Below are 24,293 nucleotides of genomic sequence, written 5' to 3' on the forward strand. Positions count from 1 at the left end.
AGGCATCCGCGACCGTGATCGACCCGCGCATCGCCGTGCGGCCGACGACGCTCGCCGACGGCCGCGAGCTCATCTACTTCGACGACGCCGACACGCAGTTGCCGGCCGAACGCGCCGTCGACGAGCGCGCACTCGCGCCGCGGCCGGCGATGGCCGAGATGCGGCAGGACCCGCTGACCGGCGAGTGGATCTCGATCGCCGCCGCCCGCCAGCACCGCGTCGTGCTGCCGCCGGCCGAGCTCGACCCGCTCTCGCCGCAGTCGCCCGGCAACCCCTCCGAGATCCCGAGCCGCTACGACGTCGCCGTCTTCGAGAACCGCTCGCCGTCGTTCGGTCCCGAGCTCCCCGCCGCCGAGGCGTTCGATCCGCTCGGCGCGCTCGGCGAGCTCCGCCGGGTCGGCCTCGAGCGCCGCCACCCGTCGGTCGGCCGCTGCGAGGTCGTCTGCTTCAGCCCCGAGCACGAGGGCTCGTTCGGCACTCAGACGGTGACGCGCGCACGCACCGTGATCGAGGCGTGGGCCCAGCGCACCGCCGCGCTCTCGGCACTGCCGGGCGTGCAGCAGGTGTTCCCGTTCGAGAATCGCGGGCGCGAGATCGGCGTGACCCTCGGGCACCCGCACGGGCAGATCTACTCGTACCCGTATGTGACGCCGCGCACCGAGCGGCTGCTCGCCGCGATCGACTCGTACGGCCCGGCGCTCTTCGCCGACCTGCTCGAGCGCGAACGCGGCGGCCCGCGCCTCCTGCTCGAGGGCGAGCACTGGAGCGCGTTCGTTCCGTTCGCGGCACGCTGGCCGATCGAGGTGCACCTGCTCCCCCACCGGCACGTGCCCGACCTCGCCGCGACGACGCTCGCCGAGCGCGACGAGCTCGCGGTGCTGTACCGGCGGCTGCTGCGCGGCGTCGATGCCCTCTACGACACCCCGACGCCGTACATCGCCGCCTGGCACCAGGCCCCGGTGCACACGCGGCGCGACGACGTGCGGCTCATGCTGCAGCTCACGAGCCCGCGGCGCGGAGTCGACAAGTTGAAGTACCTCGCGGGCTCCGAGGCCGCGATGGGAGCATGGATCGGGGATGTTCCCCCCGAGACGCAGGCCGAGGCGCTGCGCGCCGCGATCGGGAAGGCATCGGAATGAGCGAGACGACGACGGGACGGGTCGACCCGGTGACGCAGGCGCAGCACGGCTTCGCCGAGTGGTTCGGACGACGCCCCGCGGGCGTCTGGTCGTCGCCCGGCCGGGTGAACCTGATCGGCGAGCACACGGACTACAACGACGGTTTCGTGTTCCCCTTCGCGATCGAGCAGCGCACGGCGGTCGCGCTCGGCGACCGCGACGACCGGATGCTCCGCGTCGCGACGGGCTTCGCGCCCGACCTGGTCGAGATCGACCTCGACCTGCTCACGCCCGACTCGGTCGACGGCTGGGCGGCGTACCCGCTCGGCGTGGCGTGGGCGCTCAGTGAGTTCGGCGCCGACCTCTCGGCCGTGCGCGGGGTCGACCTGTATCTGGCGTCCGACGTGCCCGTCGGTGCGGGTCTGTCGTCGTCGGCCGCGATCGAGTGCGCGGTCGCCCTCGCGCTCGACGAGCACTGGGGTCTGGGCCTCGACCGCCCCACCCTCGCGAAGGTCGGCCAGCTGGCAGAGAACCGGGTGGTCGGGGCGCCGACGGGCATCATGGACCAGTCGGCGTCGCTGCTCGGCGAGGCCGACGCGGGCGTGTTCCTCGACTGCCGGAGCCTCGACGCCGAGGTGATCCCGCTCGGCTTCGCCGCCGCGGGCCTCAGCCTCCTCGTCGTCGACACCCGGGTGTCGCACGCGCACGCCACGGGCGGGTACGCTGCGCGCCGCGCCTCCTGCGAGGCGGGCGCCCGGGCGCTCGGGGTGGAGTCCCTCCGCGAGCTGCAGGAGGGCGACCTGCCCCGGGCCGCCGAACTGCTCGACGACGAGACGTTCCGCCGGGTGCGTCACGTCGTGACCGAGAACCAGCGAGTGCTCGACACGGTGCGCGCACTCCATGAACAGGGCCCCGGCGCGATCGGCCCATTCCTGGATGCCTCGCACGTCTCGATGCGCGACGACTTCGAGATCTCCGTGCCCGAGCTCGACCTCGCGGTCGCGACCGCGCAGGCGAACGGCGCGATCGGCGCCCGCATGACGGGCGGAGGATTCGGCGGTTCGGCGATCGCCCTCATGATCGACGCCCTCGTGCCGATCGTGACGCGCGAGATCGCGGCGGCCTTCGCCGAGCACGGCTACCGCGAGCCCTCGATCTTCACGGTGCGCGCCGCGCAGGGCACCCGCCGCGACGTCTGAGCCTCCCCGAGGATCTCAGCCGCCGCACGCCGACCGGCGGGGTGCCGGCGGGGTGCCGGCGGCGTACAGAAGTCACCGAGGACGACGCGCAGGCGCTCGGAGCGGCGAGTCAGGCGGTCGGCTCGACGGGGCGCGGGGTTCCTCCGGTGATGCGGACGAGCTCGTCGAAGGTGGTCGGGAAGACGGTCTTGGCATGGCCCGCGGCGGCCCAGACGACGGGGTAACCGGCGAGCTCGGTGTCGACGATCGTGCGCACCGGGGCGGGATGCCCGAGTGGCGCCACTCCGCCGATCACCTGCCCCGTGGCATCCTTCACGAGCTCTTTCGATGCGCGGCCGATCGTTCCGCCGAGTTCGGCGCCGAGCCATTCGGTGTCGACGCGGTGCGCTCCGGAGGTGAGCACGAGCAGGGGCTCGCCGTCGAGGGTGAAGACGAGCGAGTTCGCGATCTGCCCGACCTCGACGCCGAGCGCCGCGGCCGCGAGGGGCGCCGTCGTCACCGCGTCGTCGAACCAGACGATTTCGGGCTCGAGGCCGTGCGCGGAGAGCGAGGCGGCGACGCGTTCGACCGCGGGGTGCGACGGCATGGACGAGGGCATCGGCGAGCTCATCCTCCGATCCTACGGCGGCTCCGGCGCGACACCCGGGTGGCGTAGAGTGCGGCCGTGACGCCACCCTCACTCGCCAGACGCCTCGGCGTGCGCGACGCCGTCGTGATCGGGCTCGCCGCCATGATCGGGGCGGGCGTCTTCACCGTCTTCGCCCCGGCCGCGGCGGCCGCAGGCGGCGGGCTCGTCATCGGGCTCGCGATCGCGGCCTTCGTCGCCTTCGCCAACGCGAGTTCGACCGCCCAGCTGGCGGCGCGCTACCCCGAGTCGGGCGGCGCATACCGCTACGGCCGCGAACGGCTCGGCGCCTGGCCCGGCTTCCTCGCCGGATGGGGCTTCGTCATCGGGAAGACCGCGAGCTGCGCCGCCATGGCGATGACCTTCGCCGCCTACCTCGTGCCGAGCGAGTGGCAGCGCCCGCTCGCCGCCGCCGCCGTCATCGCGCTGGCCGGGGTGAACCTCCGCGGCATCACGCGCACGGCACGTGCCGCGACGATCATCGTGACCTTCGTCGTGCTCGTGCTGCTCGTCGTCATCACCGCGGGCGGCAGCGCGCTGCTGCAGCGGGGCATCCCACTCGACGGGCTGCTCGACGCGGGCTGGTTCGGAATCCTGCAGTCGGCCGGCCTGCTGTTCTTCGCCTTCGCGGGGTACGCCCGGATCGCGACCCTCGGCGAGGAGGTGCGCGACCCCGCACGCACGATCCCACGGGCGATCTCGATCGCCTTCGCGTGCGCACTCGTGCTCTACGCGCTCGTCGCGCTCGTCCTGCTCGCGACGCTCGGCGCCCCGGCGCTCGCCGCCTCGACCGCGCCGCTCGTCGACCTCGTCGAGGCCGCGGGGTGGCCCGCTCTCGCCCCCGTGGTGCGCCTCGCCGCCGCAGCCGCGGCGCTCGGCGCGCTGCTCGCCCTGATCGCGGGAATCGGTCGCACCGCCCTCGCCATGGCGCGCGACGGCGAGCTGCCGCAACCGCTCGCGTCCGTGCACCCCCGCACGCGCGTTCCGCACGTCGCCGAGATCGTCGTGGCGGTCGTCATCGTCGCCCTCGTGCTCACCGTCGACCTCCGCGAGGCCATCGGATTCTCCTCGTTCGGCGTGCTCGGCTACTACCTCGTCGCGAACCTCGCGGCACTCACGCAGCCGGCGGGCGAGCGCCGGGTGCCCCGAGCGCTCTCGGCCGCCGGGGCGATCGGATGCCTCGTGCTCGTCGTCACCCTGCCGTCGACCTCGATCATCGCCGGCCTCGTCGTCTTCGCCGTCGGCGTGTGCTGGCGGCTCGTCACGATCGCCCGCCGCCGTCGATAGGCTCGGGACATGGCCGCAGACCCCTCAGCCCGCATCATCGCCCTCGCCGGTATCCCCGCCCCCGTGATCGCCGACTCGGCGTTCGTCGCGCCCGGCGCGGTGATCGTCGGCGACGTGCGCCTCGAGGCGGGCTCGAGCGTCTGGTACAACGCGGTGCTCCGCGCGGAAGCCGAGCCGATCGTGCTCGGCGCCGACTCGAACCTGCAGGACACGGTCGTCTGCCACGTCGACGCCGGGTACCCGCTCACCGTGGGACGGGGCGTCTCCGTCGGGCACGGCGCCGTGCTGCACGGCTGCACCGTCGAGGACGACTGCCTCATCGGCATGGGCGCCACCGTGCTGAACGGCGCCGTCATCGGCGAGGGCTCGCTCGTCGCCGCGGGCGCGGTCGTGCTCGAGGGCACGGTCGTGCCGCCCGGCTCGCTCGTCGCGGGCGTCCCCGCGAAGGTGCGCCGCGAACTCTCGGACGCCGAGCGCGACGGCATCCGTCGCAACGCCGCCGCCTACCTCGCCCACGTCGAGGAGCACAACGCCTCAGGCGAGTAGTCGGCGCGACGCGCCCACACGTCGCGCGCGACGCACGACCCAGCGCGCCGGGCGGGCCACCACCGTGGAGACCGCGCCCGCGAGCGAGCGGTCGTAGTGTCCGAGCATGCGCTTGCGCTCGAAGGCCCTGCGCAGCGCTCCCCCGGTCAGGTTGTGGCGGCGCCTCCTGAACGGCAGGACGCCGGCCTCCCGGATCAGCAGGAGCCCGTCGAGCCGATCGGCCCAGTCGTCGTCGCCCTCGCCGTGGAAGTAGTTGTCGGCGAGCCAGGCGGGATCGGGTCGCCTCGGCGCCCACTCGGCGATCGCCTCGGCCCCGGCGAGGAGGCCGCTGCCCTCGAACACGGTGTTGATGAGCTTCGGCTCGACGCCGAACTCGTCGACGACGACCGCGGGCACACCCGCGGCGACCGCTTCGAGCGCGGCGGTCGAACTGACGGTGACGAGCATCGCGGCCTCCTCGAGGCACCGCGACATCGGCCCGTCGAGCACGACCAGGTTCGGCGGCAGTGGGCCGCCGAGGGCGTCCAGCACCTCGGGGTCGGCGAGGAGCTCTGCGTAGTCGTGCGCCTCGGCGTGCGTCTGCGCCTCCCCCCGCCGAGCGCGCACCTTCACGACGACCCGACGAGCCGGCCGTCGCCGTGCCGCATCCACGAGCCAGCCCAGCATCCGCACCCGGTCCTCCCGCTCCGCGGGCACCTTCGCCTGCGCGGCGAAGACGAGGTCGCCGCCGTGCGGCCCCTCAGCTGCGAACGGGTTCGGGCCAGTGGCATCCGCCCGGGCCGCCGCGAACGCGCGATCGCCCACCGACAGGAACGGCAGGGTCGCGAGGCCGAACTCGACCGGCACCCCGAGCGCGAGCGCGTTGGCGCGGAACTCGCGCACCTCGCGCCGGCTGTGCAGCACGATCAGGTCGACCTGCTCGCGGTAGACGATCGCCTTCGGCTCGGCCGGGATCGTGAGCCCGGGGAAGCCGCTCACGATCACCGGCCGCTCGGGCAGGGCACCGACGATCGGCGCGACCACCCGCACGAGCGGCCCCCGCAGCGCGAGCAGCACCGCGTCGGGCCGACGGGCCTCGAGTCGTGCGGCGAGCCCGTCGAGGCCCAGCCGTCGCACCGCGCCCCTCGAGAACACGGTGCCGTCGAGGGCGGCCGACAACTGCCGTTCGCTCGGCAGCACCGGCGTCGTCACGAGGACGAGCTCGGCCTCCCACCCGACCGGCAGGCGCGAGGCGAACGCGGCGCCCCACTTCACGTACGAGTCGGAGTCGGCGACCACGACGAGTCGCCGACGCCTCGCGCTCACAGCGCGGGCACCCGGCGGAGCTTCGCGCGCGGCGCCTCCTCGCCGGGGAACACGCGCTTCACGCCGTCGCCCATCGCCTCGCCGATGACCCGGATGTCGCGCACGAGGTGCTCGAACCCGATCGGCTCGAGCGAGGCCGCCTGGTCGGAACCCCACATCGCGCGATCGAGCGTGATGTGCCGCTCGACGGCGACCGCGCCGAGCGCGACCGCGGCGAGCGAGATCTGCAGTCCGCGCTCGTGCCCCGAGTAGCCGATCGGCACGCCCGGGTAGCGGCGCCGGAGCGTGTCGATCGTGCGGAGGTTCGCCTCCTCGGGCGGCATCGGGTAGCTCGAGGTGGCGTGCAGCAGCACGAGCCGGTCGGTGCCGAGCACCTCGACCGCCCGGTCGATCTCGTCGAGCGTCGACATCCCGGTCGAGCAGATCACGGGCTTGCCCGTCGCCGCGATCGCCTCGAGGAGCGCGAGGTCGGTGACCGAGGCCGAGGCGACCTTGTGCGCGGCGACGTCGAGCTGCTCGAGGAACTCGACCGACGGCACGTCCCACGGGGAGGCGAACCAGTCGAGCCCCGCGCGAATCGCATACGAGGCGATCTCGAGGTACTCGGCTTCGCCGAACTCGACCCGGTACCGGTAGTCGAGGTAGCTCATCGTGCCCCAGGGGGTCTCGCGCGGGACATCCCGCATGTGCTCGGGGGTCGCGATCTCGGGCGTGCGCTTCTGGAACTTGACAGCCTGCGCCCCCGACTCGGCGGCGACGTCGACGAGCCGCTTGGCGATCTCGACGTCGCCGTTGTGATTGAGGCCGATCTCGCCGATCACGTAGACGGGATGCCCGGGACCGATCGCGGATCGGCCGATGCGGATGGCGGTCATGCGAGTGCTCCCTCGTGTTCGGTTCGTGGTGACGGGTTCTGCGCGGGCGCACCGGGGCGCGCCGCCAGGACGAGTTCGGCGAGTTCGCGCACGGCGCCGGCGCCGCCGCGCGCCTCGAGCACGACGCGCGCGGCCTCGCGCACGGCCGGTACGGCGTCGGCGACGGCCACCGGCCAGCCGACGAGGGCGAGCGCGGGCAGGTCGCCGACGTCGTTGCCGAGGTACGCGATGCGTTCGAGCGGGATGCCGCGTGCCGCCGCCCATTCGGCGAGCACCGGCCCCTTGTCGCGCACCCCCTGGAGCACCTCGACCCGCAGCTTCGCCGCGCGCGCGGCGACGACGGGATTCTCCTCGGCCGAGAGCACGAGCACCGGCACCTCCGCGGCCCGCAGGCGGGCGACGCCTTGGCCGTCGCTGCGGCTGACGCGCACGAGCTCGCGGCCGTCGGTGTCGACCCAGGCGGTGTCGTCGGTGTGCACCCCGTCGAAGTCGGTGACGACGGCGTCGACGTCGATCGCGGCGGCCGGGCGGTCGATGAGCTCGACGAGCGCCTTCGCGACGACGAGGTCGGCGGCCGTGTCGATGTCGACGCCGTGCAGCGCAGGCACCAGCTGCGGGGCGATGCGCCCGAAGAAGCGGTGCCGCGCGGCGCGGAACCCCGCCGTCCGCATCGCGGTGAACGCGCCGGTCTCGCGGAACTCGGGCTCACGATCCTGCCTGCGCCGGCGCACGGCGGCATCGTGGTTCGCTCCGAACACGGCACCGTCGCCCGCGGCCCGCCAGAGGAACGCGTGGCTCTCGACCGCGGCGAAGACGCTGTCGGCCTCGTGGCTCGCGACGCGGGCGACCGCCGCGTCGAGGTCGGACGGGTCGATGAACGGCGAGGTCGCCTGGATGAAGAGTGTCACCGGCGGGGCATCCCCCGCGTGCGCGTAGCGCTCGTCGAGCGCGTGCAGCAGCGCCGACTCGGAGGTCGCGGCATCCCCCGCGAGGTCGGCGGGCCGATCGACGACCTCGGCGCCCGCCGCCCGGGCGACCCGCGCGATCTCCTCGTCGTCGGTCGTGACGATGATCGTGCCGACGGAGCGCGCTGCCCGCGCCGCGGCGACCGCGCGCCCGACGAGCGAGACGCCGCCGAGGCGCATGAGGTTCTTGCCCGGCAGCCCCTTCGAGCCACCGCGCGCCGGGATGATCGCCACGGCGACGTCGTGCGGTTCGGGGTGCGGCTCGGCCATGCGGGCAGGCTACGGAGCCCGGGTGGCGCGCCGGTGGCGCGCGCGTTGCGGCCGGATGAACGAGTGGTGCGAGCGGACTACGCGCCGAGCCGCTGCTCCGCCGCCTTCACGACGTTCGCGAGCAGCATCGCGCGGGTCATCGGGCCCACGCCGCCGGGGTTCGGCGAGAGGTGGCCGGCGACTTCGGCGACCGCGGGGTCGACGTCGCCCGTGAGCCGGCCCTTGCCGGTCTCCTCGTCCTGCACGCGGGTGATGCCGACGTCGAGCACGGCGGCGCCGGGCTTGATCCACTCGGGCTTCACGAGGTGCGGCACGCCGACAGCCGCGACGACGATGTCGGCGCGGCGCACCTCGGCGGCCAGGTCCTGCGTGCGCGAGTGCGTGAGCGTGACGGTCGCGTCGAGGCCCTTGCGGGTGAAGAGGAGGCCCAGAGGGCGCCCGACCGTGAGGCCGCGCCCGATCACGGTGACGTGGCGCCCGCGGATCGGCACGTCGTAGCGCTGCAGCATCTCGACGATGCCGGCGGGCGTGCACGGCAGCGGCGAGTGCAGCTCGCCCTCGATGCCGAGCACGAGCCGCCCGAGGTTCGTGGGGTGGAGGCCGTCGGCGTCCTTGTCGGGGTCGATGAGTTCGAGCATCGCGTTCTCGTCGTGCCCGGCGGGCAGCGGCAGCTGCACGATGTAGCCCGTGACCTCGGGCGCGGCGTTGAGGTCGCGGATCGCGGCCCGGACGTCGGCGGAGCTCGCGGTGACCGGCAGGTCGACGCGGATCGACTCGATGCCGACCTCCGCGCAGTCGCGGTGCTTGCCGGCGACGTACGAGCGGGAGGCGGGGTCGTCGCCGACGAGGAGGGTGCCGAGCCCGGGCGTGACGCCCTTCGCCTTCAGCAGTTCGATGCGGGCGGTGAGTTCGTGCTTCACGGCGGACGCCGTGGCGACCCCGTCGAGCGTGATGGCGGTCATGGGTGCTCCCTCGGGTGGCAGTCGGATGCGACGGAGTGGGCCGGGCGGGACGGGATCGCCCCGCCCGGCCGTGGCCTACTGCTGCAGGCCGGGGTAGAGCGGGAACGCCGCCGTGAGCGCCTCGACGCGGGCGCGGAGCGCCGCGACATCCGCCTCGCCCTGGAGCGTGAGGGCGATGATGTCGGCGACCTCGGTGAACTCGGCGTCGCCGAAGCCGCGGGTCGCGAGCGCGGGCGTGCCGATGCGCAGGCCCGAGGTGACCATCGGCGGGCGCGGGTCGAACGGCACCGCGTTGCGGTTCACGGTGATGAGCGCCTCGTGCAGGAGGTCCTCGGCCTGCTGGCCGTCGATCTTCGAGTTGCGGAGGTCGGCGAGCACGAGGTGCACGTCGGTGCCGCCCGTGAGCACGTCGACGCCGGCGGCGCGCGAGTCGTCGGCCGTCAGGCGGGCCGCGAGGATCTGCGCGCCGCGGATGGTGCGCTCCTGGCGGTCCTTGAACTCGGCCGAGGCGGCGACCTTGAACGCGGTCGCCTTCGCGGCGATCACGTGCATGAGCGGGCCGCCCTGCTGGCCCGGGAACACGTTCGAGTTGAGCTTCTTCGCGAGCTCCGTGTCGCGCGAGACGATGAAGCCCGAGCGGGGGCCGCCGATCGTCTTGTGCACGGTCGACGAGACGACGTCGGCGTAGGGCACCGGCGAGGGGTGCAGGCCCGCGGCGACGAGGCCGGCGAAGTGCGCCATGTCGACCCAGAGCTTCGCGCCGACCTCGTCGGCGATCGCGCGGAACGCGGCGAAGTCGAGGTGACGGGGGTACGCCGACCAGCCGGCGATGATGACCTGCGGGCGGTGCTCGAGGGCCTTGTCGCGCACGACGTTCATGTCGACGAGGAAGGTCTCGGGGTCGACGCCGTACGACACGGCGTTGTAGAGCTTGCCCGAGAAGTTGAGCTTCATGCCGTGGGTCAGGTGGCCGCCGTGGGCGAGCTCGAGACCGAGGATGGTGTCGCCGGGGGTGGCGATCGCCGAGAGCACGGCCGCGTTGGCGGTGGCGCCCGAGTGGGGCTGCACGTTGGCGTATTCGGCGCCGAAGAGCGACTTCGCCCGTTCGATCGCGAGGGACTCGGCGACGTCGACGAACTCGCAGCCGCCGTAGTAGCGACGCCCCGGGTAGCCCTCGGCGTACTTGTTGGTGAGCACCGAGCCCTGCGACTGGAGCACGGAGACCGGAACGAAGTTCTCGCTCGCGATCATCTCGAGGTAGTCGCGCTGACGCCCGAGTTCGAGTTCGAGAACTTCGGCGATCTCGGGATCGACCTCGGAGAGGGGCGCGTTGAAGATGGATTCGGCCAAGACTGGCTCCTTATGACATACGGACCTATGTGGGGTTGCTGCCTCCGCGACTCGCGCGGAAGCAGTCGTACCGGCCCAGGCGTGCGGTCGGTCCGTAGCAGTCGCTCCCCGATGGGAATCCATCTCAACGCCAGTCGCGACGATCGCAAGCATAGCAATGGATGCCTCCGGCGACCGCAGTGCGTCGCTGCCGAACGTCACACGGCGCTGTCGCCCCGGGTCGGTTCCGTGGCAGGATGAGCAGCGAGCCACTTCGTCAGGATTCCTTCTTTTCGCGAGGACGCATGCAACGACGCCACGCCCGCTCCACCGCCCTGATCGCCCTCCCGCTCGCCGTCGTGCTCGGCGCGCTGACCGCCTGCACCCCCTCGCAGGAGAACGGAGACCCCGTGCCCGGCATCGTGCCCGCCCCCGTGAGCTTCGAGCTCACCGACGCGGGCGAGTTCACGCTCACCGAGCGCACCCGCTTCGTCGTCGACGGCGACGAGGCCGAACGCGCGGCCGGCCCGCTCGCCGAGGCCGCCCGCGCGGCCACGGGATGGGAGCTGCCCGTCGAACGGGGCGCCGGCGAGGCATCCGCCCCCTCGGCCGACGGCGACGACATCGTGCTCGTCATCGATGATGGGGTGGCGGGCGGCGAGGAGGGCTACACCCTCGAGAGCGGGCGCGACGGCGTCCGCATCGCGGCGTCCGCGGCCGCCGGGCTGTTCCGCGGCACGCAATCGCTGCGCCAGCTGCTGCCCGCCGAGATCGAGCGCACGGAGGCCTCGACCCCGGACGGCGGCTGGACGGTGCCGGCCGTCTCGATCAGGGATGCGCCGCGCTTCGAGTACCGCGCCTCGCTCGTCGACGTCGCCCGCAACTTCATGCAGGTCGACGACCTGCTCGACCACGTCGACCGACTCGCCCTGCTGAAGGTCAACGTGCTGCACCTGCACCTCACCGACGACCAGGGCTGGCGCCTGCAGATCGACTCCTGGCCCGAGCTCACGCGCATCGGCGCGTCGACCTCGGTCGGCGGCGACGGCGGCGGCTTCTACACGAAGGACGACTACCGGCGCATCGTCGACTACGCCGCCGAGCGGTTCATCACCGTCGTGCCCGAGATCGACCTGCCCGGGCACACGAACGCGGCGCTCAGCTCCTACGCCGAGCTGAACTGCGACGGGGTGGCGCGCGAGCCGTACACCGGCACCGAGGTGGGCTTCTCGTCGCTGTGCGCCGCCCCCGAGCGGGCGGAGGCGACCGACCGGTTCCTCGCCGACGTGCTCGGCGAGGTCGCCGAGCTCACCCCCGGCCCGTGGATCCACGTCGGCGGCGACGAACCGCTCGCGACCCCGCACGACGACTTCCTCGACCTCGTCGCGCGCATCACGAAGGCCGGCGCCGCGACCGGAAAGACCGTCATCGCCTATCACGAGATGGGTGCGTCGAGCGAGCTTCCGCCCGGCACCATCGGGCACTACTGGGACCTGACGGCCTCGCACGAGGTCCCCGCGAACCGCCGCGACGAACCCGTGCGCCCGTACCCCGAGTCGGCCGGGCAGGCGCGATCGTTCCTCGATCAGGGCGGCCGGCTGATCCTCGCCCCCGCCGACGTGACCTACCTCGACATGATGTACCCCGACCGGCCGCAGGGGCCGCTCGGCGGCGAGCTCGGCACGAGGTGGGCCGCCACGATCACGCTGGAGCAGGCGTACGCCTGGCAGCCCGAGGAGACGATCGACGGGCTCGAGGAGTCCGACATCCTCGGCGTCGCCGCCTCGATCTGGACGGAGACGATCGAGACGGTGCCCGACTTCGAGTTCATGGTCTTCCCGCGCATCGCGGCGACCGCCGAGGTCGCCTGGTCGCCCGCCGACGCCCGCGACGAGGCGGACTTCCGCGCGCGGCTGTCGACGCTCGGCGCGCACCTCGACGCACTCGGGGTGGCCTACCGCAAGGTCGGCGGCGTCGACTGGGCCGAGTAGGCCGGCACGACGGATGCCACGGGGCAGGCCCCGTGGCATCCGTCGTGTGGAATCGCGCTGCGCGCTACTTGACGCTGCCCGCCGTGAGCCCGCCCACGAGGCGCTTCTCGATGAGCATGAAGAGCACGACCACGGGGATGATCGCCACGATCGAGACGCCGAAGACGTACTGCCAGCTCGTCGAGTACTGGCCGACGAACTTCGTGAGCGCGACCGACATGGGCTGGTTGCCCGCCGTCGAGAGGATGACGAGCGAGGCGGCGAACTCGTTCCAGCAGGCGACGAAGGTGAACACGATCGCCGTCACGATGCCCGGCCACACGAGCGGGAGGTTGATCCGGAAGAGCACCGTGAGCCGGCCCGCGCCGTCGATCTGGGCGGCCTCGTCGACCTCCTTCGGGATGCCCGCGAAGAAGGAGTGCATGATCCACACCGCGAACGACAGGTTGAAGGCCGCGTTGATGAAGATCATCGCCGCCCAGGTGTCGCCCATGCCGAGCGCCGTGAACTGGCGGAACAGGCCCGAGGTGAGCACCGCGGGCTGCAGCATCTGCGTGACGATCACGAGGAACAGGAACACCATGCGGAACGGGAACTTGAACCGCGCCGTGTAGTACGCCGCGGGCAGCGCGACCGCGAGCACGAGCAGCGTCGCGAACACCGAGATCACGATCGTCGAGATCATGTTCTGCGGCAGCGGCGTCTCGGGCGTCGACCACATGTCGATGTAGTTCTCCCAGTGCCACTCCGTGGGGAAGTAGGTGGGGTCGACCGAGAGGATCTGCGACTTCGTCTTCACCGAGCCGAAGAACATGATGAGGTACGGCACGATGAAGATCGCGAGCACGATGAGGCCGGCGAACATGCGCAGCAGCACGCGCCCGAGCGACACCTGGTCTTCGGTGTAGCGGCGCTTGCGCGGCGGGGTCTGCCGACCGGCGCCTCCGCCGGCGTCGGTCGCGAGCATCGCGCGGGTTTCGGTGACGGTCACGATCAGACCTCCTTCATGGGCTTGACGACCTTCACGTACACCGCCACGATCACGATGACGATGAGGAAGGCGACGACCGAGAGCGCTGATGCGACGTCGACCTTGTGCTGGTTCTGGATGTACTTGAAGATCATCGTCATGATCGTGTCGGCGTCGTAGCCGGGGATCGATCCGGTCATCACGCGGAGGATCGGCAGCGAGTTGAACACGTTGATGATGTTGATGAGCACGGCGACGCTGAGCGCACCGCGCAGCTGCGGCAGCACGACCTTGAAGTAGGTGCGCACGGGCCCGGCCCCGTCCATCTTGGCGGCCTCGAGCGTGTCGCCCGGCACGGTCGCGAGCCCGGCGAGGATCGTGTACGTCGTGAACGGCAGCGAGACGAAGATCGCGACGATGATCGACCACATGAAGGCCGTGGTCGGGTTCTTCGTCCAGCCGTAGCCCTCGGGGGTGTCGACGAGGCCGATGTCGACGAGGAACTTGTTGATGATGCCGAAGTACGGTTCGAGGCCGTAGTAGACGACCATCGTGGTCATGACGACCGAGGCGGCCCACGGGATGATCACGACGAGGCGCACGAGCTGACGGCCCGGGAACGCCTTGTTGAGGATCTGCGCGAGCCCGAGCGAGATCACGACCGTGAAGGCCACGACCACGACGACCCAGACGATCGTGCGGAAGAAGATCGGCCAGAAGTACGGGAACTGGAAGACCTCGACGTAGTTGTCGAAGCCGACCGATCCCTTGTCGAGCCCGGAGAGCGAGATGTCGCGGGTCGAGTTGTAGAACATGACGACGGCCGGGAACAGCACGACGCCGAAGATGAGGATCAGTGCGGGCGTGATCCAGGGAAGCGCGATCGCGAGGTCGCGGCCGCCGGGCTTGCCGCGGCGGGCGGGCGCCTTCGCACCCGCCCCGCCGGACGGCGATCCCCCGGAACGGGGGCGGCCGGTGGCCGCCCCCGTCGGGTTCGATGATGCATCGGTTGTGGAGCTCATGGTGCGAGGATCACCGAACCCTTTCCGTGTGGCGTCGAGGCGAGCGTCAGCTCGCGTCGACCTGCGCCTGGATCTCGGTCAGCACGTCCTGAGCCGGCTTCGTCTGGATCTGGCCGAACAGGGCCTTGAAGGCGCCATCGGTGGCCGACCACTTGGGGTTCGTCGAGGGGTAGAACTGCGCGTCGGGCAGCACCTCGAGGAACGGCGCGAGCGCCTCTTCGCCCTTGAGCTGCTCGGCACCCGACTTGGTGACGGGGAGGAAGCCCTCGGTCTGCACCCACGGCACGTACACGTCGGCCGAGTAGTAGTAGTCGAAGAACTTGGTGATCGCCTCCTGCTTGTCGCCGTCGTTCTGGAAGGCCATGAGCTGGTCCATGACGCCGAGCGTGAAGGGCGAGCCGTCCTGCGTCGGGATCGGCACGATCGAGTAGTCGAGCTCGGGGTTGCCGTCCTCGATCTGGCCGACGGTCGGCGGAAGGCCGACCTGCATGCCGATCTTGCCCTGGACGAAGATCTCCATGAGCGGCGTGCGGTCGGTCGAGCCCGGGTCGGCCTGGGTCGCGCCCGCGTCGATCATCTTCTTGATCTGCTCGGCACCGGGAAGGTTCGACGGGTCGTCGACGGTGATCGCGTCGGCGTCACCGAAGGTGCCGCCGCCGCCCCAGAGCCACACGGCCGCCTCGGCCTGCGCCTCCTCGGAGCCGAGCGGCATGCCGTAGCCCGCCACGCCGCCGCCGAGCGCCGAGATCTTGGTCGCCGCGTCGAGCAGCTCGTCCCACGTCTTCGGGGCCTCGGCGACGCCGGCCTGCTCGAGCAGTGCGTTGTTCACGAACAGCGCGCGCGCCGACGCGATGAGCGGCAGGGCGTAGGCGGTGCCGTCGACCTCGGCGTTCTTGATGAACGAGTCCTGGAAGTCGCTGAAGGTCTCGGGCGAGACGACTTCCTCAGCGGGGTAGAGCAGCTCGTCGGCCGCGAAGCCGGCGAAGGGCCCGCCGTTGTAGATGTCGGGTGCCTCACCACCCTGGATCTTCGTCGTGATGACCTGTTCGAGGTTGTCCCACGACTGGACTTCGAGCTTGACGTCGATGTCCTCGTTCTCGGCTTCGAAGCCGTCGATCACGTCTTCCCAGAGCTGCTGGGTGTTGTCGGAGTAGCTCGGCACGAGCAGGTCGAGCGTGGTCTTGCCGCCGGCCGAGTCGCCGCCGCTGTCACCGCCGCCGAATCCGCACGATGCGAGCGTCAGCGAGGCGGTGGCGGCGAGCGCGACCGCGGCGCCGAGGCGCAGAGACTTCTTCATTGGATGCTTCCTCACTGTGTTGGGTGGCGCACCGACGACGACGAGGTCTCACGCGCCGATGCGTTCGTCCATTGTGCACCGATCCTTGGTGATCCGTGCAGTTTGATGAACGTTTCGCCGAGTAAACGATCAGGTACGTTCATTCGACGCTGGGAAATCTATTCCGCACCCCGCACGGCCGTCAAGACCGCAGAGCCATTTGTTACCGGATTTTGTTTAGATCCCTCACTAAACCCCTCGAATGCGGGATAGTGCAGTAAACGATCTTTTCAATGATCGTTGGACACGTATTGCAGTCATCTGCAATCATTGAACGCGTCATCGTCGTCATTCGACGGCCGCACCACCCGACTGGAGCCCACGTGAGCCTGCCTTCCGCTTCCGCCCCCGCCGCCCACATGGCCGCCGAGCTCGCCTCGCAGCCCGAGACGTGGGCGCGCGCGACCGAGCTCCGCGACGAGCAGTCCCGCCTCCCGCGCCGCGGCGAGCGCATCGCCGTCGTCGGCTGCGGAACCTCCTGGTTCATGGCCCAGTCCTACGCCTGGCTCCGGGAGTCGGGCGGGCACGGCCAGACCGATGCCTTCGCGGCCTCCGAGGCGTTCCCCCTCCGCGGCTACGACGCGGTCGTGGCGCTCACCCGCTCGGGCACGACGACCGAGGTCCTCCAGCTCGTCGGCGACGTGCGCGGACAGGTGCGCACGATCGGCGTCATCGGCGACGCCTCCTCGCCGCTCGTCGACCTCGTCGACGACGCGATCACCCTCCCCTTCGCCGACGAGCAGTCGGTCGTGCAGACCCGCTTCGCGACGACGGCGCTCGCACTCTTCCGCGCCTCGCTCGGCGAGGACCTCGCCCCCGTGATCGCCGACGCCGAGCGCGCCCTCGCCGAAGAGCTCGACCCGGCACTCGTCGACGCCGAGCAGTACACCTTCCTCGGTCGCGGCTTCTCGGTGGGCCTCGCCCACGAGGCGGCGCTGAAGATGCGCGAGGCCTCGCAGTCGTGGACCGAGTCCTACCCCTCGATGGAGTACCGCCACGGCCCGATCTCGATCGCCGCGCCGGGCCGCGTCACCTGGCAGTTCGGCTCCGCCCCCGAGGGGCTCGCCGGCGACGTCGCCGCGACCGGTGCGCGATTCGAGACGAGCACGCTCGACCCGATGGCCGACCTCGTGCGCGCTCAGCGCGTCTCGCTCGCCCGGGCCATCGCCCGCGGCCTCGACCCCGACCAGCCGCGCAACCTCACGCGCTCGGTGATCCTCGAGGGCTGACCCCATGACCGATACCGCGCCACCGCTCGGCCCCGGCGCCGCCGTCCTCGCCTTCGACGTCGGCGGCACCGACACGAAGTCGGCGATGGTGGATGCCTCCGGGCGGGTGCTCGGGCTCCGTCGCACGCCGACCGCGCGGGATGCCGGTGACGCTGCGGGCGCGGTCGCCGCGTCGTTCGTCGAGCTGGCCCGGGCGCTTCGCGAGGAGCACCCCGAGGTCGACGTCTCCGCGGCCGGGGTGAGCGTGCCCGGGCTCGTCGACGAGGTGCGCGGACTCGGACTCTTCGCCTCGAACCTGGGGTGGCGCGACGCGCCGATCCGCGATCTCGCCGAGCGCGCGCTCGGGCTGCCCGTCGCGTTCGGCCACGACGTGCGCGCCGCGGGCGACGCCGAGCACCGGCTCGGCGCGGCGCGCGGCTACGACGACGCCGTGGTGCTCGCGATCGGCACCGGCATCGCGAGCTCGATGCTGATCGGCGGCCAGCCCTACTCGGCCGGCGGCTACGCGGGCGAGTTCGGCCATTCGCTCGCCGATCCGCACGGCGAGCGCTGCCCCTGCGGCGCGATCGGCTGCCTCGAGACGGTCGCCTCGGCCGGGGCGATCGCCCGTCGGTACCGCACGGCCAGTGGTCGCGAGGTCGCCGGCGCTCGGGCGGTGCTCGCGGCGGCCGGCGACGGCGACCCGGTCGCACGCGACATCTGGGACTCCGCCGTCGAAGCACTGGCCGAAGGCATTGCGCGACTCGTCGCGACCCTCGCGCCCGAGGCGATCGTCATCGGCGGCGGCCTCTCGCAGGCCGGGCCCGCGCTCTTCGAGCCGCTCCGCGAGCGCGTCGACGCCCTCCTCAGCTTCCATCGCCGGCCGGTGCTCCTCCGTGCCGAACTCGGCGACGACGCGGGCCTGCTGGGCACCGCCCTCGCCGCACGCGACCTCGCGGCGGCACGGGCCGCCGCCGGAACGGCGGCGCCGTGATCGTCACCGTCACGCCGAACCCGGCCGAAGACCTCACCTGGCACCTCGCCGAACTGCGCCCGGGCGAGACGCTTCGCGTGCCGGCGGGCGTCTCGCGCGCCGGCGGCAAGGGGCTGAACGTCGCGCGCGTCCTCGCGTCCGAAGGGCACGAGGTGCTCGCGCTCACCACCGCGGGCGGCGCGGCCGGCGCGCGCCTCGCGGAGGATCTCGAGCGCAGCGGCATCCCCCACCGGCTCGTGCCCGTGCACGGCGAGACCCGCCGGAGCCTCGCCCTCGTCGACGAGACGAGCGGCGAGACGACCATCCTCAACGAGCACGGCGCGGCACTGGCCGACGCCGAGGCACGCACCCTCCTCGCCGAGGCGGCCCGCCTCGGCCGGCGCGCCGACGCGGTCGTCATCAGCGGGAGCCTGCCGCCCGGCTTCGGCCCCGACGAGCTCGCCGGGCTCGTCGCCGAACTCGTCGCCGCCGGCGCCCCGGTCATCGTCGACACGAGCGGCCCCGGCCTGCTCGCGTCGGCCCGCGCCGGCGCCACCGTGCTGAAGCCGAACCGCGACGAGCTCGCCGAGGTCACCGGGCACGACGACCCCGTCGCGGGCGGGCGCGCCCTGCTCGAGGCCGGCGCGCGGCTCGTGCTCGTCTCGCTCGGCGCCGAGGGGCTGCTCGTGCTGTCGCACGCCGACGCCTCCGACGGCGTCCGCGCCCGGCTGCCGAAGCCGCTGCACGGCAACGCGACCGGCGCCGGAGACGCGGCAGTGGCCGCGATCGCCGCCGCCGTCGCGGCGAACCCCTCGCTCGTGAGCGATGCGGGTCCCGAGGGCGTCGCGGCCCGCGCGGCCCTCGCCCGGCGCGCGACGGCGTGGTCGGCCTCGGCCGTGCTGATGCCCCTCGCGGGCGCACTCTCCCCCGACCACGCCCGGCTCGAGGCCGAGGTCGTCGTCACCGGCCACCACGAGGCATCCACCGCCGACCCGGCGAACACCGCGCAGGCGCACCCCGCGCCCGACACCGACCCGAGGACCACCGCATGACGCTCACCCCCACCCGCACCGTCCTCGACGCCGCAGCGGCCGCCGGCACCGCCATCGGCGCGTTCAACGTGCTGCACCTCGAGACGGCCGAGGCCCTCGTCGGGGCTGCGGAGGACACCGGCCTCCCGGTCATCCTGCAGCTCTCCGAGAACTGCGTGCGCTACCACGGCGCGTTCGAGCCGATCGCGCTGGCGACGCTCGCCGTCGCCGAGGCCTCGAGCGCCTCCGTCGCGGTGCACCTCGACCACGCCGAGGACGTCGAGCTCGCACTGCTCGCGATCGACCGGGGCTTCGGCTCGGTCATGTACGACGGCGCGAAGCTCGACTTCGCCGACAACGTCGCGACCACCCGCCGGGTCGTGGCCCGCGCGGCCGAGGCGGGCGTGCTCGTCGAGGCCGAGCTCGGCGAGATCGGCGGCAAGGACGGGGCGCACGCGCCCGGCGTCCGCACCGACCCGGCCGAGGCGGCGCAGTTCGTCGCCGAGACCGGGGTCGACGCCCTCGCGGTCGCCGTCGGCTCCTCCCACGCGATGACCGAGCGGGTCGCCGCACTTGACCTCGAGCTGATCGCGCGGCTCCACGCCGCCGTGCCGGTGCCGCTCGTGCTCCACGGCTCCTCAGGCGTGCCCGACGAGACGATCGTCGCGGGCATCGCCGCGGGCCTCACGAAGATCAACGTGTCGACGCACCTGAATGCGGCCTTCACCGGCGCGATCCGGGACTACCTCACGGAGCACCCGACGGCCGTAGACTCTCGCAAGTACCTCGCGGCGGGCCGCGACGCGGTGCGCATCGAAGCGGGCCGCATGCTGAGACTGTTCGCCTCGCCGGCGACGGCGGGCACCACCGGAAGGGACGGGATCGGATGAATCGCGCGGAGCGCCTGAGCGCCGTCCTCGACCTGCTCGCCGACGGCGGCCAGGTCGAGGTCGAGCAGATCGTCGACCAGCTCGGAGTGTCGCCGGCGACCGCCCGACGCGACCTCGACGCGCTCGCGAGCCAGCAGCTGCTCACCCGGACCCGCGGCGGCGCGGTCGCCCACTCGGTCGCGTACGACCTGCCGATCCGCTACAAGAACCAGCAGAACCCCGAGTCGAAGGCGGCGATCGCCCGGGCGGCGAGCGCGATGGTGCCGCGCGGCGCCGTCATCGGCCTCTGCGGCGGCACCACCGCCACGGCGATCGTGGAGGCGCTCATGTCGCGCGCCGACATCATGGAGCCGGCGAACGACCCGAGCCTCACCGTCGTCACGAACGCGATCAACATCGCCATGCAGCTCGCGATCCGGCCGCAGATCAAGACGGTCGTGACCGGCGGAGTGGTGCACGCACGCTCCTACGAGCTCGTCGGCGCCTACACCGATGCGGTGCTCGGCAGCGTGACGCTCGACTACGCCTTCATCGGCGTCAACGGCATCGACCCGGCGATCGGGCCGACCTCGCACGACGAGCGCGAGGCCGCCGTGAACGCGCTCATGGCCTCGCGTGCGACGCACCCGGTGCTCGTCGCCGACTCGTCGAAGCTCGACAAGCGGGCGTTCGCCGCGATCGGTTCGCGGCGTCTCTTCTCGACCCTGATCACCGACTCGGGCGTGACCGAGGCGCAGCTCGCACGGCTCGCCGACCACGGCTACGACGTTATCGTTGCTTAGGTGAGCACCCCAGTCGTCGCGACCGAACCCGCCTCCGGCCCGAACGGGCCCACGATCATCCAATCGGCGCGGCTCGTGAGCGGCTTCGACACGGTGCCCGACGCCTGGGTGCGCTTCGAGGGCGGCCGCGTCGCCGAGCGCGGGCTGGGCGACGGCTGGCGGGCGCTCCTCACCTCCGAGACGAGCGTGACGGATGCCTCGGGGCGGTTCCTCGTCCCCGGCTTCATCGACATCCACTGCCACGGCGCCGGCGGCGCGTCGGCCGACGAGGGCGAGGCGGCGATCGAGCGCGTGCTCGCCGTGCACAACGCCCACGGCACGACCCGCACGGTGCTCTCGCTCGTCACCGCCTCCGTCGACCGGCTGGTCGAGCAGCTCGAGGTGATCGCACGCCTGTCGCGCCGCGACCCCCGCGTGCTCGGCGCCCACCTCGAGGGGCCGTTCCTCGACGACGCCTACCGCGGCGCGCACGACCCGACGCTGCTGCGGACGGCCGACGCGGACTCGGTCGAGCGCCTCCTCGCGGCGGCCGACGGCACGCTGCGCCAGATCACCATCGCACCCGAGCATCCGGGGGCGACGGAGGCGATCACCCGCTTCGTCGACGCGGGCGTCGCCGTGGCGGTCGGGCACACCGGTGCCGACTTCGACACGGCGCTCGCGGCGTTCGGCGCCGGCGCGACGATCCTGACGCACGCGTTCAACGGCATGCGCGGCATGCACCACCGCGCACCGGGCCCCGTCGTGGCCGCGATGCACGCCGACCACGTCACGCTCGAGATCATCAACGACGGCGTGCACGTGCACCCCGACGTCGTGAAGCTCGCCTTCGCGGGCGCCCCGGGCCGCGTCGCACTGATCACCGACGCGATGGCGGCGACGGGCTCGGCCGACGGGGCGTACCTCCTCGGCACGCTCGAGGTCGTGGTCGACCAGGGCGTCGCCCGCCTCCGCGAGGGCGGTTCGATCGCGGGCTCGACGCTGCTGCAGGACGAGGCGCTGCGCCGCGCCGTCGTCGACTGCGGCATCCCGCTCGACCAGGCGATCGCCGCGCTCACGACGGTGCCCGCAGCCGCCGTCGGGCGGGCGCACGACCTCGGCCGGCTCGATCGCGGCTACGCGGCCGACGCGGTGCTGCTCGGCGACGAGCTCGACGTGCAGGCGGTGTGGTCGGCCGGCAGCCGACTCGTCTGACCTTCCGCGGTCGAGTCTGACTCGGCCGCCGTGCGGCGCACGACGCCGCTGCCCGCGACCGCTTCCCGCGGCGGGTGCTGCGCTCAGCGCGCGCTGCCCGCGCCCGGTCCGCGCTTCAGTCGCACGCCGGGACCACTCGGCGCCCGCTCCGTGCGGAGAGAGGTGAAGGGCGGGGCCCCGTGACGTGTTCCCCATCGTCTCGGAGCCCCGGCCGTTCGAACCGAGCTGCCCTTTCCCCCGGGCGTCTCGTCCCGCCGGCGGGTACCCGGCTTCCGTCTCGGCGTTCGGGCACCGAGACGGCGGAAGTCGAGGGCGCGTTGCATGCCCTCACAGGAGAAGACGTCGCCGGGACCGATCTATGACGCGATTCTCGGGAAAATCTGGTGGAATTGTCCGGAACCCCCGATCCGCGTCATGATCCCCGCCTCGACGCGTCTCTCAGGTGGACCGACCCGAACCCCGAAGGAGCCGCGCGTGCCCCCCGTGCGCACCGATCACACCGCCGACGCCGCACTCATCGAGCGCACCCGCCGCGGCGACCGCGCCGCGTACGCCGAGCTCTGGCAGCGCCACGCCGCCTCGGCCCGCACCGTCGCGCGCTCGTACAGCTCGCTCGACCCCGACGACCTCGTCGCCGAGTCGTTCACGCGCATCTACGACGCGATCCTCGCCGGAAAGGGCCCGACCGCGGCGTTCCGCCCGTATCTCTTCACGACGATCCGCAACACGGCGGCGAGCTGGGGCCGGGCCCGCCAGGAGACGAACCTCGAGACCCTCGAGTCCTTCGAGGACCCCGACTCGAACGAGGCGGCGACGCTCGACGCGCTCGACCGTTCGACGACCGCGCAGGCCTTCCGTTCGCTGCCGACCCGATGGCAGGAGGTGCTCTGGTACAGCGAGGTCGAGGGCATGACCCCGCAGCAGGTCGCGCCGCTCGTGGGCATGAGCGCGAACAGCACGGCCGCCCTCGCCTACCGCGCCCGTGAGGGGCTCCGCCAGGCGTGGATCCGCGCGCACCTCAAGAACTCGACCGAGCCCGAGTGCCGCTGGACCATCGACCGGCTCGGCAGCTACACGCGCGGAAAGCTGCGTCCGCGCGACACCACGAAGCTCGAAACCCACCTCGACGACTGCGCGCGCTGCACGATCGTCGCGGCCGAGGCCCGGGAGGTGGGATCGAGACTCGCGCTCGTGCTGCTGCCCCTCGCCGCCGGCGTCGGCGGTGCGACGGCGTACTCGGCCTGGCTGTCGCAGGGCGCGCCGGTGGCCGAGTACGCGATGGGCGCCGGGGGCATCGCCGCCGGCGGCTCGGGCGGTGGCTCGGGCGGCGCTGCCGGAGGCTCGGGTGGAGCGGGCGCCGGGGCGGGCGGAGCCGGCGGCGGCGCTGCCGGCGGCGGTGCCGCGGCCGGCGGCGGCCTCGTCGGCGCGATCGGCGGCACCGGCGTGGCGATCGGGGCCGGCGCGCTCGTGCTGACCGCAGCCGTCGTCGCGGTCGCCGTCGTCGCTCCGAGCCTCACGCCGACGAACGAGCCGCTCGCGGCGCCGATCAGCGAGGTGGTCGAGCCCGCCCCGGTCACCGACGACGAGGGCCAGACGCCCGCGAGCCTGCCCGAGCCGACGGCCCCCGGGCCGATTCCCTCGAACGCACCCGAGCTCGACGGGGCGAACGGTGAGGAGGCTCCGATCGGCGAGTCGCCCGGCCCGCAGCCGGTCGATCCGGCTCCTCGCCCTGTGCCGACGCCGAGCGTCGCCCCCACGCCGACGTCCGAACCGACGCCGACTCCGACGTCGACCCCCGGACCCACGCCGACTCCGACGGCCACCCCGACCCCCACCCCGACTCCGACCCCGACCCCCACCCCGACTCCGACCCCCACCCCGACGCCCGAACCCGACACGGAGGCGCTGCCTCCCGTCGTCGACGGGGTCGACACCGCGGGCGGGCTCGTAGACCCCGATCTCGCCGGGAGCGCGGAGCCCGGAGCGACGATCAGGGCGACCGCCGACGACGGCCGGAGCTGGACGACGACGGCCGACGACTCGGGCTCGTGGTGGATCAGCCCGCGGGGCCTCCGTGCGGGCACCACGACGCTGCAGCTCGTGCAGACCGATCGCGCCGGCAACGTCTCCGAGGCGACGGTCGTCCCCGTGTCGCTCCAGACGCCCGCGGTCCGCGTCCGGCTGACCCGCCTGGACTTCAGGGGGGTGCCCGGCGCGACGGTCGCGCTCGAGATCGACGGGCGGCACGAGGGTCTCTACACGCTCAACTCGGCCGGCCGCGCCAGGGAGTCGAACGGCTCGTGGCGCTGGTTCTTCGCCGACAGCGTCCACGTGCGCTACGCGGCGGACGGGCGGACAGGCCCCGCCGCCGAGGCGGACTGGTGACCCCGCGCTGAGCGACGAGCACGAGCCGCT

General features: G+C 72.7%; 21 protein-coding genes. 12 read left to right on the forward strand and 9 right to left on the reverse strand.

Going from position 1 to position 24,293, the window contains the following annotated elements:
- Positions 1-17 precede the first annotated feature (17 nt).
- Positions 18-1,139, forward strand: coding sequence for a galactose-1-phosphate uridylyltransferase (galT, locus tag ACFVTR_RS05680; RefSeq protein WP_387036587.1), 1,122 nt, complete (start codon positions 18-20; stop codon positions 1,137-1,139).
- Positions 1,136-2,317 (forward strand): galactokinase, encoded by a 1,182-nt coding sequence (gene galK, locus ACFVTR_RS05685; protein WP_387035512.1) that lies wholly within the window; start codon positions 1,136-1,138, stop codon positions 2,315-2,317. The genes galT and galK overlap by 4 nt, the downstream gene beginning before the upstream one ends.
- Positions 2,318-2,426: 109 nt before the next feature.
- On the opposite strand, the gene ACFVTR_RS05690 is transcribed toward galK, so the two are convergent.
- Positions 2,427-2,927 carry a YbaK/EbsC family protein gene (locus tag ACFVTR_RS05690; protein WP_387035514.1) on the reverse strand — a complete coding sequence of 167 codons (501 nt, stop codon included), beginning with the start codon at positions 2,925-2,927 and terminating at the stop codon, positions 2,427-2,429.
- Positions 2,928-2,981: 54 nt separating this feature from the next.
- Between ACFVTR_RS05690 and ACFVTR_RS05695 the strand changes: the two genes are divergently transcribed.
- Both ACFVTR_RS05695 and ACFVTR_RS05700 read left to right on the forward strand, forming a co-directional pair.
- Positions 2,982-4,229, forward strand: coding sequence for an APC family permease (locus tag ACFVTR_RS05695; protein ID WP_387035516.1), 1,248 nt, complete (start codon positions 2,982-2,984; stop codon positions 4,227-4,229).
- Between the two features lie 9 nt (positions 4,230-4,238).
- Positions 4,239-4,775, forward strand: a complete 537-nt coding sequence (locus ACFVTR_RS05700; protein WP_387035518.1) for a gamma carbonic anhydrase family protein — start codon at positions 4,239-4,241, stop codon at positions 4,773-4,775.
- On the opposite strand, the gene ACFVTR_RS05705 is transcribed toward ACFVTR_RS05700, so the two are convergent.
- From ACFVTR_RS05705 to glyA, 5 genes are all read right to left on the reverse strand, one after another.
- Positions 4,764-6,080: a DUF6716 putative glycosyltransferase gene (locus ACFVTR_RS05705; RefSeq protein WP_387035520.1), complete on the reverse strand. Its 1,317-nt coding sequence runs from the start codon at positions 6,078-6,080 to the stop codon at positions 4,764-4,766. The genes ACFVTR_RS05700 and ACFVTR_RS05705 overlap by 12 nt on opposite strands.
- Positions 6,077-6,955, reverse strand: a complete 879-nt coding sequence (locus ACFVTR_RS05710) for an N-acetylneuraminate synthase family protein (protein ID WP_387035523.1) — start codon at positions 6,953-6,955, stop codon at positions 6,077-6,079. The genes ACFVTR_RS05705 and ACFVTR_RS05710 overlap by 4 nt, the downstream gene beginning before the upstream one ends.
- Positions 6,952-8,190 (reverse strand): cytidylyltransferase domain-containing protein, encoded by a 1,239-nt coding sequence (locus ACFVTR_RS05715; protein ID WP_387035525.1) that lies wholly within the window; start codon positions 8,188-8,190, stop codon positions 6,952-6,954. The genes ACFVTR_RS05710 and ACFVTR_RS05715 overlap by 4 nt, the downstream gene beginning before the upstream one ends.
- A gap of 77 nt (positions 8,191-8,267) precedes the next feature.
- Positions 8,268-9,152, reverse strand: coding sequence for a bifunctional methylenetetrahydrofolate dehydrogenase/methenyltetrahydrofolate cyclohydrolase (locus ACFVTR_RS05720; RefSeq protein ID WP_387035527.1), 885 nt, complete (start codon positions 9,150-9,152; stop codon positions 8,268-8,270).
- Between the two features lie 75 nt (positions 9,153-9,227).
- Positions 9,228-10,502, reverse strand: a complete 1,275-nt coding sequence (gene glyA / locus ACFVTR_RS05725) for a serine hydroxymethyltransferase (RefSeq protein ID WP_387035529.1) — start codon at positions 10,500-10,502, stop codon at positions 9,228-9,230.
- Between the two features lie 284 nt (positions 10,503-10,786).
- On the opposite strand from glyA, the gene ACFVTR_RS05730 reads away from it, so the two are divergent.
- Positions 10,787-12,472 (forward strand): beta-N-acetylhexosaminidase, encoded by a 1,686-nt coding sequence (locus tag ACFVTR_RS05730; RefSeq protein WP_387035531.1) that lies wholly within the window; start codon positions 10,787-10,789, stop codon positions 12,470-12,472.
- A 64-nt stretch (positions 12,473-12,536) separates the two neighbouring features.
- Here ACFVTR_RS05730 and ACFVTR_RS05735 read toward each other — a convergent pair whose 3' ends face one another.
- Genes ACFVTR_RS05735 through ACFVTR_RS05745 form a run of 3 tightly spaced genes read right to left on the reverse strand, consistent with a single transcriptional unit; the run spans position 12,537 to position 15,761 of the window.
- Positions 12,537-13,463, reverse strand: coding sequence for a carbohydrate ABC transporter permease (locus ACFVTR_RS05735; RefSeq protein ID WP_387035534.1), 927 nt, complete (start codon positions 13,461-13,463; stop codon positions 12,537-12,539).
- A gap of 2 nt (positions 13,464-13,465) precedes the next feature.
- Positions 13,466-14,464 (reverse strand): carbohydrate ABC transporter permease, encoded by a 999-nt coding sequence (locus ACFVTR_RS05740; protein WP_387035536.1) that lies wholly within the window; start codon positions 14,462-14,464, stop codon positions 13,466-13,468.
- A gap of 46 nt (positions 14,465-14,510) precedes the next feature.
- On the reverse strand, positions 14,511-15,761 hold the full coding sequence (locus ACFVTR_RS05745) for an extracellular solute-binding protein (protein WP_387035538.1): 1,251 nt from the start codon (positions 15,759-15,761) through the stop codon (positions 14,511-14,513).
- Between the two features lie 398 nt (positions 15,762-16,159).
- Between ACFVTR_RS05745 and ACFVTR_RS05750 the strand changes: the two genes are divergently transcribed.
- The 7 genes from ACFVTR_RS05750 (at position 16,160) to ACFVTR_RS05780 (ending at position 24,263) form a co-directional block, all read left to right on the forward strand.
- Complete coding sequence (locus ACFVTR_RS05750) at positions 16,160-17,029, forward strand: SIS domain-containing protein (RefSeq protein WP_387036589.1); 870 nt, start codon at positions 16,160-16,162, stop codon at positions 17,027-17,029.
- Between the two features lie 4 nt (positions 17,030-17,033).
- Positions 17,034-18,002 carry an ROK family protein gene (locus tag ACFVTR_RS05755; RefSeq protein WP_387035540.1) on the forward strand — a complete coding sequence of 323 codons (969 nt, stop codon included), beginning with the start codon at positions 17,034-17,036 and terminating at the stop codon, positions 18,000-18,002.
- Positions 17,999-19,033 carry a 1-phosphofructokinase family hexose kinase gene (locus tag ACFVTR_RS05760; protein WP_387035542.1) on the forward strand — a complete coding sequence of 345 codons (1,035 nt, stop codon included), beginning with the start codon at positions 17,999-18,001 and terminating at the stop codon, positions 19,031-19,033. The genes ACFVTR_RS05755 and ACFVTR_RS05760 overlap by 4 nt, the downstream gene beginning before the upstream one ends.
- Positions 19,030-19,902 (forward strand): ketose-bisphosphate aldolase, encoded by an 873-nt coding sequence (locus ACFVTR_RS05765; RefSeq protein WP_387035543.1) that lies wholly within the window; start codon positions 19,030-19,032, stop codon positions 19,900-19,902. Before ACFVTR_RS05760 ends, ACFVTR_RS05765 begins: the two co-directional genes overlap by 4 nt.
- Entirely contained in the window at positions 19,899-20,684 is a 786-nt protein-coding gene (locus ACFVTR_RS05770; RefSeq protein ID WP_376944423.1) for a DeoR/GlpR family DNA-binding transcription regulator, read from the forward strand. The genes ACFVTR_RS05765 and ACFVTR_RS05770 overlap by 4 nt, the downstream gene beginning before the upstream one ends.
- Complete coding sequence (locus ACFVTR_RS05775) at positions 20,685-21,878, forward strand: N-acetylglucosamine-6-phosphate deacetylase (protein WP_387035545.1); 1,194 nt, start codon at positions 20,685-20,687, stop codon at positions 21,876-21,878.
- A gap of 474 nt (positions 21,879-22,352) precedes the next feature.
- On the forward strand, positions 22,353-24,263 hold the full coding sequence (locus tag ACFVTR_RS05780; RefSeq protein ID WP_387035547.1) for a sigma-70 family RNA polymerase sigma factor: 1,911 nt from the start codon (positions 22,353-22,355) through the stop codon (positions 24,261-24,263).
- Positions 24,264-24,293: the final 30 nt, after the last annotated feature.

Source organism: Agromyces sp. NPDC058126 (assembly GCF_042884595.1).
Taxonomy (GTDB): Bacteria; Actinomycetota; Actinomycetes; order Actinomycetales; family Microbacteriaceae; genus Agromyces.

Bases quoted from the DNA above. Each gene is read 5' to 3' on its own strand.
- galK (WP_387035512.1), top strand. From the start codon at position 1,136: ATGAGCGAGACGACGACGGGACGGGTCGACCCGGTGACGCAGGCGCAG.
- ACFVTR_RS05690 (WP_387035514.1), bottom strand. From the start codon at position 2,927: ATGAGCTCGCCGATGCCCTCGTCCATGCCGTCGCACCCCGCGGTCGAA.
- ACFVTR_RS05700 (WP_387035518.1), top strand. From the start codon at position 4,239: ATGGCCGCAGACCCCTCAGCCCGCATCATCGCCCTCGCCGGTATCCCC.
- ACFVTR_RS05710 (WP_387035523.1), bottom strand. From the start codon at position 6,955: ATGACCGCCATCCGCATCGGCCGATCCGCGATCGGTCCCGGGCATCCC.
- ACFVTR_RS05715 (WP_387035525.1), bottom strand. From the start codon at position 8,190: ATGGCCGAGCCGCACCCCGAACCGCACGACGTCGCCGTGGCGATCATC.
- ACFVTR_RS05720 (WP_387035527.1), bottom strand. From the start codon at position 9,152: ATGACCGCCATCACGCTCGACGGGGTCGCCACGGCGTCCGCCGTGAAG.
- ACFVTR_RS05730 (WP_387035531.1), top strand. From the start codon at position 10,787: ATGCAACGACGCCACGCCCGCTCCACCGCCCTGATCGCCCTCCCGCTC.
- ACFVTR_RS05740 (WP_387035536.1), bottom strand. From the start codon at position 14,464: ATGAGCTCCACAACCGATGCATCATCGAACCCGACGGGGGCGGCCACC.
- ACFVTR_RS05745 (WP_387035538.1), bottom strand. From the start codon at position 15,761: ATGAAGAAGTCTCTGCGCCTCGGCGCCGCGGTCGCGCTCGCCGCCACC.
- ACFVTR_RS05750 (WP_387036589.1), top strand. From the start codon at position 16,160: ATGGCCGCCGAGCTCGCCTCGCAGCCCGAGACGTGGGCGCGCGCGACC.
- ACFVTR_RS05755 (WP_387035540.1), top strand. From the start codon at position 17,034: ATGACCGATACCGCGCCACCGCTCGGCCCCGGCGCCGCCGTCCTCGCC.
- ACFVTR_RS05765 (WP_387035543.1), top strand. From the start codon at position 19,030: ATGACGCTCACCCCCACCCGCACCGTCCTCGACGCCGCAGCGGCCGCC.
- ACFVTR_RS05770 (WP_376944423.1), top strand. From the start codon at position 19,899: ATGAATCGCGCGGAGCGCCTGAGCGCCGTCCTCGACCTGCTCGCCGAC.